The sequence below is a fragment of the Corynebacterium freneyi genome (genome assembly GCF_030408835.1).
Classification (GTDB): domain Bacteria; phylum Actinomycetota; class Actinomycetes; order Mycobacteriales; family Mycobacteriaceae; genus Corynebacterium; species Corynebacterium freneyi.
Genome location: NZ_CP047357.1, coordinates 2,435,449 through 2,447,661, shown reverse-complemented (window position 1 = coordinate 2,447,661; position 12,213 = coordinate 2,435,449). Strand labels below are relative to the sequence as shown.

The following is a 12,213-nucleotide window of genomic DNA, read 5'->3' as shown; positions in this document are numbered from 1 at the left end:
AGGAGTTTTGACCCCATGTCCGAAACCCCCGCGGCCCGTCGCGTCAACCGCGACCGGCCCGCGCGTTTCCTCCATCGCCTGCACTTCTACGCGGGTTTGATGGTCGGCCCATTCCTGCTGATCGCGGCCATTTCCGGTGCGTTCTACGCGCTGGCGCCGACGATCGAGAAGGTCGTCTACGCCGACCTGCTCACCGTCGACCCGGCGACCGCCGCCGTCGTCGGCGAGGAGCGGACCTATTCCGGGCTCGGCGAGCTGCCGGTGCGCCGGTGGCTGTCCGGTCTGCATCAGCAACTCCACCTGGGCGAACCCGGCGAACTCTACGCCGAGCTGGCCGCTTCGTGGTTGTGGGTGCTCGCACTGGGCGGGCTGTACCTGTGGTGGCGCCGCGTGTCGGCCGCCCGACGTCGTGATCCCGGCACCCGAACCCGCCTGTGGCGCGCCGCCCCCGCCCCGACGGGCGACGCGGGCCGCCGTCGACGGTCGCTCAATCTCCACGCCGTTCTCGGCGTGTGGCTGATCGTCGCGATGCTCGGCCTGGCCGCCACCCGCATCACGTGGTCGCAGAGGGCCGGCGCGAACGTCGACGCCGTCGTTTCCGCGCTGGACTGGAAGGCGCCGAAGGTCGACGCCACGCTGCCGCCGGAATCGCCGGGCGCCGGTGGGCCGGCCTCACCCGCCCAGGCCGATCGCGTCATCGCCGCCGGCCTGGGCATCGCGGCGATCATCGTGCTGGGTTACCGCATGTGGTGGCTGCGTCGTCCCACCGTGCGCGGCACGTCGGTTCCCGGCCTGCCGGATGTGCCGTCGTGGCGCATCGTCGCCGGGGTGGTCGTCTTCGCCGCGACGGTCGGCGCGTTCCTGCCGCTCCTCGGCATGTCGATGATCGGCTTCCTGCTGCTCGATCTCGTGCTCATCGGCCGCTCGAGGGCTCGCCGCCGGACCGTCGAAAAGCAGCGCGAACCTGCGATTTTGTCGGGTGGTGTGCCGTAGGCTAGTGTTTCATACGTTGCCGCGGGGGTTCGTTCCCCCGCGCCCAACGCGAAGACGAGCTCCCTTCGTCTAGCGGCCTAGGACACCGCCCTTTCAAGGCGGCGGCGCGGGTTCGAATCCCGTAGGGAGTACCACTCCCCGAATGGGAGCACAACAGAACAAGGCCCTGTGGCGCAGTTGGTTAGCGCGCCGCCCTGTCACGGCGGAGGTCGCGGGTTCAAGTCCCGTCAGGGTCGCCATTTTTCTGGCGAAGGCGGTCATCCATTTCAGGTGGGTGGCCGCCTTTCGTGTTCGTCGGTGGCGGGTATTGCTTTGCGACGTTCGCCCCTTTCCTTTTTATCGCGCGGCAAGGGAGCGGCGTGGCGGGGGAGGCGTGGCGACGGGTGCGGGGAATGAGCGGAATTTCGCCGTGAGCTGCAGATTTGTGCCCCCGATGAACGGCTGTGTAGAGTATCAACTCGTGCACGGACGGAGTTCGTGTGCGGCATAAGGCCCTGTGGCGCAGTTGGTTAGCGCGCCGCCCTGTCACGGCGGAGGTCGCGGGTTCAAGTCCCGTCAGGGTCGCCGACATTCCCCCAGAGGGTTTGTTCGGCCAGATAGCTCAGTTGGTAGAGCGTCCGCCTGAAAAGTGGAAGGTCAGCGGTTCGATCCCGCTTCTGGCCACAATCGAATGGCCGGGAGTCCGCCGAAAGGCGGGCTTCCGGTTTTTCGTCGTCCCCGCCGGGCCTTTTTCGGCGCGGAACTTACCCCGCCCTCATCGATTCGGCCGTGGGACGACGTCGGTAAAATCAATGTCCATGAGTACCGAATTCGCATCGGCGGGAACGATGTCCGGCGATGAGTCGCTGCCGTCGGTCATCCGCATCTTCCTCTTCACCGACGAGCCCGGCCGGGTGGCCGCAGCCGACACGATTCGCGGAGCGCTCGAGGAGTTCGTCCCCGGCTCCGGCGCGCGTGTGTACGAGGACGTCATGCCCGACGGTGCCCAGGGTTCGTCCATGTTGGACGAGTGGCGCGAAGCCAACCCCGGTGCCGACGTGGGGGAGCGGGCGCGTCACCGCATCACCGTCGTCGTCCCCGGTCTGTCGCACGCGGAGCTGGCGGATCTGTCGGGATCGCTCGCGGACCTGGTGAGTCCCGGCTGGCGTTCCGGCGTCGCCGCCGAACGGGCCCATGGCACGGGGTCGGTGCCCTGTCGTGTGGCCGTCGGTCGCGCCGACGAGCAGCCCGGCACTCCGCCGGCCGCGGTCGACCACGGCGCCGTCTGACGGTTCCGTCCGTCGATTGCGCGATGGTGTCCGCCGGGCGTGCGTACCCTGGTGGGAAACATCATCGACCGAGGGAGAATCACCATGGCGCACACCATCGATCACGACGAGTCCGGACGTCGTTACGTCATCATCGTCGACGGCGAAGAGGCCGGTTTCGCGGCCTACGAGCCCGCCGAAGGTGCGTTGAATTTCAATCACACCGTCGTCTACGAGCGGTTCCAGGGGCAGGGCCTGTCCAAGCCCCTGATCCAGGCCGCGCTTGACGACGTCCGCCGAACCGGTGGATCCGTCATCCCGTCGTGCTCGGCCGTGGAGCGGTTCATCGCGAAGAACCCCGATTACGCCGACCTGGTCGCGTAACCGCCACGCACCCAATCCACACCACGGGGCCCAAACCACGGGGGCAGTGGCGACCCCGTGGTTTAGCCCGAAAAAGGGGCCGACCCCGTGGTGTGCGGGGTCGGCCCTTTGTCGTCGCCCGGTCGGCGCCGTTCGTGGTTCGACGGCGGAATTGCAGTCGGATGCCGCAGCTAGATCCCGTCGCCGTCGCCCTGGACGTACTCCGCCGGGTCCAGCAGCGGCCGGTGTTCCTCCGGCTGACGGGGGCGGGCCTTGCCCGGAATGCCCACCACGATGGAATCGGGCGGGCAGTCCCGCGTGACCACCGCGTTGGCGCCGATGGCCGAACCGGCGCCGATGACGACAGGGCCCAGCACCTTCGCGCCGGCGCCGACCGTCACGTTGTCCTCCAACGTCGGGTGCCGCTTGACCTTCGCCAGGCTGCGGCCGCCCAGGGTGACGCCGTGGTACAGCATCACGCCGTCGCCGATCTCGGCGGTTTCGCCGATGACCACGCCCATGCCGTGGTCGATGAAGAACCGGCGGCCGATCTTCGCGCCCGGGTGGATCTCGATGCCCGTGAGGAACCGGGTGAACTGGGCCAGGATTCGCGCCAGGCCCTTCGCCGCGCCCCCCTTCTGCCACAGCGCGTGGGCGGCTCGGTGCGCCCAAATGGCGTGCAGGCCCGAATAGACCAGGGCGTTTTCCACGTCACCGCGGGCGGCGGGGTCGTGCGCGCGGGCGTTGTCCAGGTCCTCCTTGAGGATCCTCAGGAACGAATTCATGGTGACCAACTTTACATAGCGCACCGCCGACGCCCCGGTATGAGGGAGCGTCGGCGGCGGATGCGGGAGGGGGCGCAGTCCGGGTTTAGTCGCGCAGGTCCTGGTACAGGATGGAGGAGACGTAGCGCTCGCCGAAGTCCGGGATGATGACCACGATGGTCTTGCCCTCGGCCTCGGGGCGGGCGGCGATCTCGAGGGCGGCCTTGACGTTGGCGCCGGCCGAGATGCCGCCGAGGATGCCCTCCTGCTTCGCCAGCTCGCGGGAGGTGGCGATGGCATCTTCGTTGGTGGAGGTGAGGACCTCGTCGAGCAGGTCCCGGTCGAGGATCTCCGGGACGAAGTTGGCGCCCAGGCCCTGGATCTTGTGCGGGCCGGCCTTGCCCTCGGTGAGCAGCGGGGAATCCGCCGGCTCGACGGCGACGAGCTTGACGTCCGGGTTGTGCTTCTTAAGCGTGCGGCCGGCGCCGGTGATGGTGCCGCCGGTGCCGATGCCGGCGACGAAGTAATCGACCTTGCCGTCGGTGTCGGCCCAGATCTCCTCGCCGGTGGTGGCGGCGTGAACCTCGGGGTTGGCCTGGTTGGCGAACTGGGAGGCCAGGATGGCGTTGTCGGTGTTCTCGACGATCTCCTTGGCCTTGTTCACCGCGCCCTTCATGCCCTCGGCGCCCGGGGTCAGCACCAGCTCGGCGCCGAATGCGCGCAGCACGACTCGGCGCTCCTGGCTCATGGTGTCCGGCATGGTGAGGATGACCTTGTAGCCGCGGGCGGCGCCGACCAGCGCCAGGGCGATGCCCGTGTTGCCCGAGGTGCCCTCGACGATGGTGCCGCCCGGCTTCAGCTCGCCGGAGGCCTCCGCGGCGTCGATGATGGCCTTGCCGATGCGGTCCTTGACGCTGTTGGCCGGGTTGTAGAACTCCAGCTTGGCGACGACCGTGCCGGGCAGGCCCTCGGTGAGGCGGTTGAGCTTGACCAGCGGGGTGCCGCCGATCAGGTCGGTGATGTTGTCGTGGATGGTCATCCAGTCGGTTCCTTTCTCGTTTCCTTCGTCGGTGGGCGAGTGTACGCCGCGATGCCCTCTTTGTACAGACAGGTACGTCTAGTTTTGGGGTGGGGGCACCTGCAAGCCCGCGACCAGGGGGAGAGTCGCCGCCCGCGCCGCATCGCCGTCGGCTGCGGGGCATAGGATGGGAGGCAGATTCGCGGTGGACGGGAACGCCCTGCAAGTGGGCGGCGGCCCTCGCCACTGTGATCGGGGTGACCCCGGTCCGGCACATGCCACCGGGCTCCGCACGGCCGATGGCAAAGGACCGGCGGGGCGCGGGAAGGCGCCGGAGCGGATGTTTCGCGGCACGTCCCGCGGGGCAGCCCCGTCAGCCAGGAGACCGGCCGTGGATCGGCCCCGGCGTCGATGGGCGCCGGGTGGATCGGTGCGCCACCCGCGAGGTGACGGGGGCGCGTGAGGATAAATTCACATGCATATCGCAGAGGGCTTTTTGCCCGTCGGCCATGCGGTGGGGTGGACGGTGGCCGCGGCGCCGTTCGTCGTCCACGGTGCGTGGCGAGTCAACAAGCTGCTCAAGGAGAAGCCGGGCACCGGTTTGCTCCTCGGCGCCGCCGGCGCGTTCACGTTCGTGCTGTCGGCCCTGAAGATCCCGTCGGTGACCGGCTCGACGTCGCACCCCACGGGCACGGGCCTGGGCACGGTGATGTTCAGGCCGCCCATCATGGCCGTATTGGCCTCCATCGTTCTTCTCTTCCAGTCGTTGCTGCTGGCCCACGGCGGCATCACCACGCTCGGCGCGAACGTGTTCTCCATGGGCATCGTCGGCCCGTGGGTCGCGTGGGGCGGGTACGTCCTGACCAGGCGTTTGGGCGGCGGTTTGCTGCCCTCGGTGTTCGTCGCGGCGTTCCTGGCGGATCTGTCCACCTACGTGGTCACGGCCACGCAGCTGGCGTTGGCGCACCCGGCGGATCCGGGCGGGTTCGGCGGTGCGCTGGCGACGTTCCTGTCGCTGTTCGCCGTCACCCAGATCCCGCTGGCCGTCATCGAGGCGCTGCTGACGGTGCTGGTGGTCAAGGCCCTGCGCACCGTCGCGGAGAAGGAGCTGTTCTCCCTGGGCGTGCTCAAGAAGAACGAGCTTTCCGACGTCGCGATCGCCGACGCGGTCGCCCATGACGAGCGCCTGACCGCCCCCGCCGACGCCGACGAGAAGGAGACCGTGCGATGACCGCCTCGAATCAGACCCACACGCCCCCGAAGCGCTCCGGTGCGGGGGTGACCATCGGCCTCATCGTCCTGGCCGTCGTCATCGCGGTGTTCCCCATGTTCTTCAACCTGGGCGACCCCGAGGAGGAGCCCTTCGGCGGCGCGGACGGTGCCGCCACCGAGCTCATCGAGGAGAGCAACCCGGACTACGAGCCGTGGTTCGAGCCGGTCGTCGACGAGCTGCCGGGCGAGGTCGAGTCCGGTCTCTTCGCGCTGCAGGCCGGCCTGGGCGGCGGCGTGCTCGGTTACGCGCTGGGCTTCTACCGTGGCCGCAGCAAGGAGCGGGAGTCCTCGTAGCGTGAACGCCCTCGAAACCGCCGCGGCCCGCAATCGGTGGGCGCGGCGCAACGTCGGCGAGAAGGCCCTGTTGTGCGGTGGCCTGCTGTTGCTGGCCATTTCGTTGCCCCCGTGGCCGGCGGCCGTGCTGATCATCGTCGCGGTGGCGGTCGCGGCCGTCATCGCGAGGGTGCCGGCGGGGTTGTTCCTGACCCTGTGGTCCGCTCCCGCCGCGTTCGTCGCGGTGGGCATTCTGCCGTTGTTGTTCACCATCACGCTGGACGGACTGGTCTGGTCGCCGACGGGGCCGCAGCGCGCGGCGGAAGTCGTCGCGCGGGCGACGGCGGCGATCGGCTGCACGATGTTGTTCACGGTGACCACGCCGTTGTCGGAGGTGCTCGCCTGGTTGAATCGGTCGGGCATTCCGCGCACGTTGACGTATTTGGCCGAGCTCATCTATCGGATGGTCGGCTCGTTGGCGGGCACGGCGAAGATGATGCATGAGGCGCAGGCCCAGCGCCTGGGCCACGTCACGCGGCGCGGGTTGCTCACGGGCGTGGCGGCGCAGTCGGCGAATCTGTTCGTCTTGTCGTTCGAGCGGGCCCGCCGTCTCGGCGAGGGCCTGGAGTTGCGCGCCGAGCCGGGTGCCGCGGGGGTCATGGTCGTCGACCGCCCGCGCGACGCCCGGTTCCTGGTCGCATCGGTCGTGGTGCTCGTCGTCGTCACGGCGGTCACGGCCGCGGTGCGGGGGTGGTTGCCGTGAGCATTCTCGCCGCGCGCGGCGTCGGGTTCCGGCATCCCGGTGTGCGCGTGCTTGACGACGTCGACCTGGAGATCCTCGCCGGGGAGCGCATGGCGCTGCTGGGGGCGAACGGTTCCGGCAAGTCGACGTTGCTCCGCTTGTTGGCCGGTGCGATCCGGCCGTCCGCAGGGCGGCTCGACTTCGACGGTTCGCCGTTTTCCTATTCCCGCCGCGGCCGCAATCATCTGCGGCAGCGGGTCCAGCTGGTGCTGCAGGATCCCGACGATCAGTTGTTCGCCACCTCCGTCGCCGCCGACGTTTCCTACGGCCCCGTCAATCAGGGGTTGCCGGACGACGAGGTGCGCGTGCGCGTCGCCGAGGCCATGGCCGCCGCCGAGATCACCGATCTCGCCGACCGTGTGCCGCACCAGTTGTCCTACGGGCAGCGCAAGCGGGTCGCGTTGGCGGGTGCGCTGGCCATGCGGCCCGACGTCCTGCTTCTCGACGAGCCCACCGCGGGACTCGACCCGGCGGCGACGCGCACTCTGCTGGACACCCTCGGCGCGCTCCACGATCGGGGCGTGGCCGTGGTGATGGCCACCCACGACATCGACGTCGCCTGGGCCTTCGCCGCCCGCGCCGCCGTCCTCGTCGACGGGTCGGTGGTCACCGGAGACGCCGCCGACGTCCTCGTCGACGCCGATCTGGTGACGCGGGCGCGACTGTCCCTGCCCTGGGCGCCGGTGGTGGCCAGGGCGCTGGGGCGCGACCCCGCCACCATCCGCGGCCCGGAGGACCTGCTGGGCCGATGACGCCCCAGGTGGGCGTCGTCAAGCGAAAAGAACCGCTCCACCCGCGCGCGGACTGCCGGAACGCGCGCGGGGGAGCGGTCTTTCATTCATCGCCGCAGCATGCGGCCGACGGTAGGAGGCCCGTCGACCCGACTGCTACAGCGACGCCCGGACCTTCCGGGCGGCTTTCACGAGAGCGTCCAACGACGCCCTGGTCTCGGGCCAACCGCGGGTCTTCAACCCGCAGTCGGGAACCACCCACACCCGGTCGGGGCCGAGGGCGCGGGAGGCGTGGTCGATGCGCGCCGTGACCTCGTCCACGCCCGGTACGCGCGGCGAATGGATGTCCCACACGCCGGGGCCCACGGGCAGGTCGAAATCGGAGGCGGCGATGGCGTCGACGAGCTCGAAGCCGGCGCGGGCCGCCTCGATCGTGGTGACGTCGGCGTCCATGTCCCGGATCAGATCGAGGATCGACTCGAAATCCGAGTAGCACATGTGCGTGTGCAGCTGGACGTGGTCCGCCAACCCGCCGGTGGCGGTGCGGAACGCCTCCACCGACCACTCCGCGTAGGCGGCGCGGTCCTCCGGGCGCAGGGGCAACAGCTCGCGGATCGCGGCCTCGTCGACCTGGATCACCCGCGCGCCCGCCGCCTCCAGGTCCTCGCACTCGGCGCGGATGGCCAGCGCCACCTGATGCGCGGTGTCCGCCAGGGGCTGGTCATCGCGGACGAAGGACCAGGCCAACATGGTCACCGGGCCGGTGAGCATGCCCTTGACCGGCCGCTCCGTCATGTCCTGCGCCGCGCGGAACCAACGCACCGTCATCGGCTCGGGGCGCGAGACGTCGCCGTGGAGGATCGGGGGACGCACGCATCGGGTGCCGTAGGACTGCACCCACGCGTTCGACGTGCAGTGGAACCCGTCGAGCTGCTCGGCGAAGTACTGCACCATGTCGTTGCGCTCCGGCTCGCCGTGCACGAGCACGTCCAACCCCAGCTTCTCCTGCTCGTCGATGACGTGCAGGATCTCGCGGACCATCGCGGCCTCGTAGGCGGGCGCCGACGACTCGCCCCGTGCGAACGCCGCCCGGGCCGCACGGACCTCCGGCGTCTGCGGGAAGGAACCGATCGTCGACGTGGGCAGCGGCGGCAGGTCCAGGCGCCGGCGCTGGGCCTCCCGGCGTTCCGGGAACGGCGCCCGGTCGTGGACCCCGCCCTTGCGTCGGGGAACCTCGTGCTCCACGGCTGCCGCGGACGCGTCCGGATCGGGCTGCCCGGCCCGTTCCGTCTGCTCGGTCTGCTCGGCCTGCTCCTCGTTCGCGGCGGTCTCCGCGTCGGCGAGGATCCCGTTGCGGCGGATGCGCTCGCAGTTCGGATGGTGCAGGGCGCGGGCGAGTGAGACGACCTCGATGATCTTCTCCTCGCCGAACGCCAGGCGGGCCCGCAACTCCGGTTCATCGGCCAGCGACGGCTCGGCGGCCAGAGAATGCGGCACGTGCAGCAGCGAGCAGGACGTGGACACCGCGACCGGGTGCGACTGCGCGACCTCGGCGAGCGCGCCCAGGGCCCGGGCGCAATCCGTGCGCCACACGTTGCGGCCGTCCACGACGCCCGCGACGACCAGCGTCGACGTCGGCAGGGCGGACAGATCCGGGGCGGCTCCCGCGACGTAATCCACGCCGACGGCGTCGACGCCGGTGCCGGAGAGAAGGTCCACCGTTCGCTGGGCGTCGGTGAAATACGTCTGCGCCAGCACGCGCACGCCCCGGACGTGGGCATGGACGACCAGGCGGCGCCACTGCTCCGACACCTCGCCGTCGCGGCCCGCCGGCAGATGCCCGGTGTTGAGGGCCGGTTCGTCGAACTGGATCCACTCCACGCCCTCGTCGGCGACGGCATCGACGATGTCGCGGTACGCGTCCACGAGTTCGGGCAGGCGGTCCAACGGCGCGCCGACGGTGCCGTCGGCCATCTTCGACAGGGCCAGGAACGTCACGGGGCCGATGAGCACCGCCCGCGCCGGAACGTGATGGCGGCGGGCCCGGCGCAACTGCGCCACCAGGAACGACGGGTCGGCGGCGAAGGGTCGGGCCGGATCGAGCTCGGGGACCAGGTGGTGGTAGTTCGTGTCGAACCACTTGGTCATCTCCAACGGCGCAATCCCCTCCGCGCCGCGGGCGGCGGCGAAATAGCGGTCCAGCCACGTCGGAAGCAGGTCGTCGGCGGAGGGGTCACGTTCGGGGTCGGACCCGGAACCGGGCTCATGGTCGGCGATGTCGTCGACGCGCGCGGGCAGGGCGCCCACCATCGCGGCGACGTCGAGCATCTGGTCATAGTGGGAAAACGTGCCGACGGGCACCGAATCCAGGCCGGTCGCGGTCGCGCGCGTGAGGCGGCGATCGATCAACGTGGCGGCGGTGTCGGCCAATTCCGGTGCCAGGGCCGGGTCGCGCCAATAGGCCTCGATGGCCTTCTTCAGCTCCCGGTGGGCGCCGATGCGCGGGAAGCCCGGCACCGTCGCGGTGAACGGCGGGCGTTGGCCCGCCCGGGTCGAACGTGCGGTCATGGGGTGATCTCCTCGATCCTCGTCAAGAAAGACCGGGGTCGCACCTGAACCTGCGCCGAAGCCACCGACGGGGAGACTCGCCCGTCGGTTTACGCCACGTCGCGCCAGTCCACGAGCGCCCTCGGTGAGCCGGATCGGATGAGCCGGCACAACGGGCAGGTATTCGGGCTCGCCGGCGTGCGCCCAAGTGGGCGGGGCCTACCGGCCGTCGCTTCCCGGGGCATCGACCCCAGTGCCTTTGACGGCTTTCGTTCCGGCATACCGCTGCGGGACAGCTCCGGATTCTCACCGGATTCCCTCTTGCGTCCGACATCCCGCGACAACCGCGGGGGCGGAACCAGTTGCGCAGGTCACCTTAGGACGAAATTCGCAAAAAGAAAACTCGGGTGGCGAAGGTCTGCCAGGTGGTCGTCGTAAAGCAAGGTTGGCCGGGGTAAAAGCGGGCGCCAAGCAGGGAGGCGAAGAGTTAACAGTCAATTCGCAACATTAACACGGTGCCCCCAAATGTGGTCGCGCCATACCTCCTCCTAGATTTCGTGACCCGCGTCACATACGTTTTCGGTTAGCGATCGTTAACCAAAACATGACGGGCGGAAGCCCGCGGCGAAGGGAAGAACAGGCATGACCATCCGCATCCCCCACATCATCGGTGGCGAAGAAGTCCACGCCGACGGCGCCACCATGGACGTCACCATCCCCTCCACCGGCGCCGTCCGCGGCACCGTCGGACTGGCCGACCGCGCACTCGTCGACCGCGCCGTCGCCAACGCCAAGGAGGCCCAGAAGGACTGGGGCGCGTGGAGCCCGCTGAAGCGCACCCGCGTCCTCAACGAGTGGATCCGCCTCATCCGCGCCAACGCCGACGACATCGCCCGCGACCTTTCGCTCGAGCACGGCAAGACCTTCGCCGACGCCCACGGTGACCTGCAGCGCGGCCTCGAGGTCGTCGAGTTCTCCCTCGGCGCCCCGCACCTGCTCAAGGGCGAGTTCTCCGAATCCGTCGGCACCGGCGTCGACGTCCATTCCGTTCGCCAGCCCCTCGGCGTGGTCGCCGGCATCACCCCGTTCAACTTCCCGGCCATGATCCCGCTGTGGAAGGCCGGCCCCGCCCTCGCCGCCGGCAACGCGTTCGTGCTCAAGCCCTCCGAGCAGGACCCGTCCGTGCCGGTCACCCTGGCCAAGCTCTTCCTCGAGGCCGGCGGCCCGGCCGGCGTGCTCAACGTCGTCCACGGCGCCCACGACGCCGTCAACGGTCTGCTGGAGCACCCCGACGTCAAGGCCATCGGCTTCGTCGGCTCGACCCCCGTCGCCGAACACGTCTACGTCACATCCGCGAAGCTGGGCAAGCGCGCCCAGTGCTTCGGCGGCGCGAAGAACCACATGATCATCATGCCGGACGCCGACCTCGACCGCGTCGTCGACGCGCTCATCGGCGCAGCGTACGGCTCCGCCGGCGAGCGGTGCATGGCCATCTCCGTCGCCGTGCCGATCGGCGACGAGGTCGCCGACGCCCTGCGCGACGCCCTCGTCGAGCGCATCAAGGAGCTCAAGGTCGGCCACTCCCTCGACCCGGACGCCTCCTACGGTCCGCTGATCACCCCGCAGGCGCTCGAGCGCGTCCGCGACATCGTCGGCTCCGCCGAGTCCGAGGGTGCCACCGTCGTCATCGACGGCCGCGAGTCCGGCGCCACCGACGCCGAGTTCGAGGGGGAGTCGCTCGCCGACGGCCTGTTCATCGGCCCGTCGCTCATCGACAACGTCAAGCCCGGCATGCGCTGCTACGACGAGGAGATCTTCGGCCCCGTGCTGTGCATCGCCCGCGCCAAGGACTACGAGGAGGCCCTGGCCCTGCCGAACGAGCACGAGTACGGCAACGGCGTGGCCATCTTCACCCGCGACGGCGACGCCGCCCGCGACTTCGCCTCCCGCGTCGAGGTCGGCATGGTCGGCGTCAACGTCCCGATCCCGGTCCCGGTGGCCTTCCACACCTTCGGCGGCTGGAAGCGGTCCGGATTCGGCGACCTCAACCAGCACGGCCCGGACGCCTTCCGCTTCTACACCCGCACCAAGACCATCACCACCACCTGGCCGAAGGGCCCGCGCGAGGGCGCGTCCTTCAACATGCCGGTCCTGGGCGCCTGACCGCCGGAACCGCCCGCAGGAACCGAAGCACCCGCCGGAA

The 12,213-nt window shown here is 69.8% G+C and carries 11 protein-coding genes, 4 tRNA genes and 2 riboswitches; of the genes, 12 read left to right on the top strand and 3 right to left on the bottom strand.

All coding sequences use genetic code 11. The annotated features are described in order from the left end of the window. Window positions 1-15 precede the first annotated feature (15 nt). From CFREN_RS10950 to CFREN_RS10920, 7 genes are all read left to right on the top strand, one after another. Window positions 16-993: a PepSY-associated TM helix domain-containing protein gene (locus tag CFREN_RS10950; RefSeq protein ID WP_209651991.1), complete on the top strand. Its 978-nt coding sequence runs from the start codon at window positions 16-18 to the stop codon at window positions 991-993. A 58-nt stretch (window positions 994-1,051) separates the two neighbouring features. Further along, window positions 1,052-1,127, top strand: a tRNA-Glu gene (locus CFREN_RS10945). A 28-nt stretch (window positions 1,128-1,155) separates the two neighbouring features. Then, a tRNA-Asp gene (locus tag CFREN_RS10940) sits at window positions 1,156-1,232 on the top strand. A gap of 251 nt (window positions 1,233-1,483) precedes the next feature. Next, window positions 1,484-1,557 (top strand) — tRNA-Asp (locus CFREN_RS10935). A gap of 26 nt (window positions 1,558-1,583) precedes the next feature. Further along, window positions 1,584-1,656: transfer RNA gene (locus tag CFREN_RS10930), tRNA-Phe, on the top strand. A gap of 134 nt (window positions 1,657-1,790) precedes the next feature. Next, on the top strand, window positions 1,791-2,261 hold the full coding sequence (locus CFREN_RS10925) for a hypothetical protein (RefSeq protein ID WP_070523129.1): 471 nt from the start codon (window positions 1,791-1,793) through the stop codon (window positions 2,259-2,261). An 84-nt stretch (window positions 2,262-2,345) separates the two neighbouring features. Next, on the top strand, window positions 2,346-2,624 hold the full coding sequence (locus CFREN_RS10920; protein ID WP_070523068.1) for a GNAT family N-acetyltransferase: 279 nt from the start codon (window positions 2,346-2,348) through the stop codon (window positions 2,622-2,624). Window positions 2,625-2,794: 170 nt separating this feature from the next. Here CFREN_RS10920 and epsC read toward each other — a convergent pair whose 3' ends face one another. Both epsC and cysK read right to left on the bottom strand, forming a co-directional pair. Then, window positions 2,795-3,388 carry a serine O-acetyltransferase EpsC gene (gene epsC, locus CFREN_RS10915; RefSeq protein WP_070523065.1) on the bottom strand — a complete coding sequence of 198 codons (594 nt, stop codon included), beginning with the start codon at window positions 3,386-3,388 and terminating at the stop codon, window positions 2,795-2,797. An 85-nt stretch (window positions 3,389-3,473) separates the two neighbouring features. Further along, window positions 3,474-4,406: a cysteine synthase A gene (cysK, locus tag CFREN_RS10910; RefSeq protein ID WP_070523062.1), complete on the bottom strand. Its 933-nt coding sequence runs from the start codon at window positions 4,404-4,406 to the stop codon at window positions 3,474-3,476. A 165-nt stretch (window positions 4,407-4,571) separates the two neighbouring features. Further along, a riboswitch (cobalamin riboswitch) is annotated at window positions 4,572-4,793 on the top strand. A gap of 67 nt (window positions 4,794-4,860) precedes the next feature. Between cysK and CFREN_RS10905 the strand changes: the two genes are divergently transcribed. From CFREN_RS10905 to CFREN_RS10890, 4 genes are read left to right on the top strand one after another with little or no spacing between them, the layout of a single operon-like run. Then, on the top strand, window positions 4,861-5,616 hold the full coding sequence (locus CFREN_RS10905; RefSeq protein ID WP_083291612.1) for an energy-coupling factor ABC transporter permease: 756 nt from the start codon (window positions 4,861-4,863) through the stop codon (window positions 5,614-5,616). Further along, entirely contained in the window at window positions 5,613-5,951 is a 339-nt protein-coding gene (locus CFREN_RS10900; RefSeq protein WP_070523060.1) for an energy-coupling factor ABC transporter substrate-binding protein, read from the top strand. The genes CFREN_RS10905 and CFREN_RS10900 overlap by 4 nt, the downstream gene beginning before the upstream one ends. A gap of 1 nt (window position 5,952) precedes the next feature. Beyond that, complete coding sequence (locus CFREN_RS10895; protein WP_070523057.1) at window positions 5,953-6,693, top strand: energy-coupling factor transporter transmembrane component T; 741 nt, start codon at window positions 5,953-5,955, stop codon at window positions 6,691-6,693. Continuing rightward, the gene (locus tag CFREN_RS10890; protein ID WP_246580136.1) at window positions 6,690-7,484 is read left to right on the top strand and encodes an energy-coupling factor ABC transporter ATP-binding protein; all 795 of its coding nucleotides are present in this window, start codon (window positions 6,690-6,692) and stop codon (window positions 7,482-7,484) included. The genes CFREN_RS10895 and CFREN_RS10890 overlap by 4 nt, the downstream gene beginning before the upstream one ends. A gap of 135 nt (window positions 7,485-7,619) precedes the next feature. On the opposite strand, the gene metE is transcribed toward CFREN_RS10890, so the two are convergent. Continuing rightward, window positions 7,620-10,031, bottom strand: coding sequence for a 5-methyltetrahydropteroyltriglutamate--homocysteine S-methyltransferase (gene metE / locus CFREN_RS10885; RefSeq protein ID WP_209651993.1), 2,412 nt, complete (start codon window positions 10,029-10,031; stop codon window positions 7,620-7,622). A gap of 137 nt (window positions 10,032-10,168) precedes the next feature. Beyond that, a riboswitch (cobalamin riboswitch) is annotated at window positions 10,169-10,388 on the bottom strand. 264 nt (window positions 10,389-10,652) lie between these two features. Between metE and CFREN_RS10880 the strand changes: the two genes are divergently transcribed. Beyond that, on the top strand, window positions 10,653-12,173 hold the full coding sequence (locus CFREN_RS10880; protein WP_035122742.1) for a CoA-acylating methylmalonate-semialdehyde dehydrogenase: 1,521 nt from the start codon (window positions 10,653-10,655) through the stop codon (window positions 12,171-12,173). The last annotated feature ends 40 nt before the right edge of the window (window positions 12,174-12,213 follow it).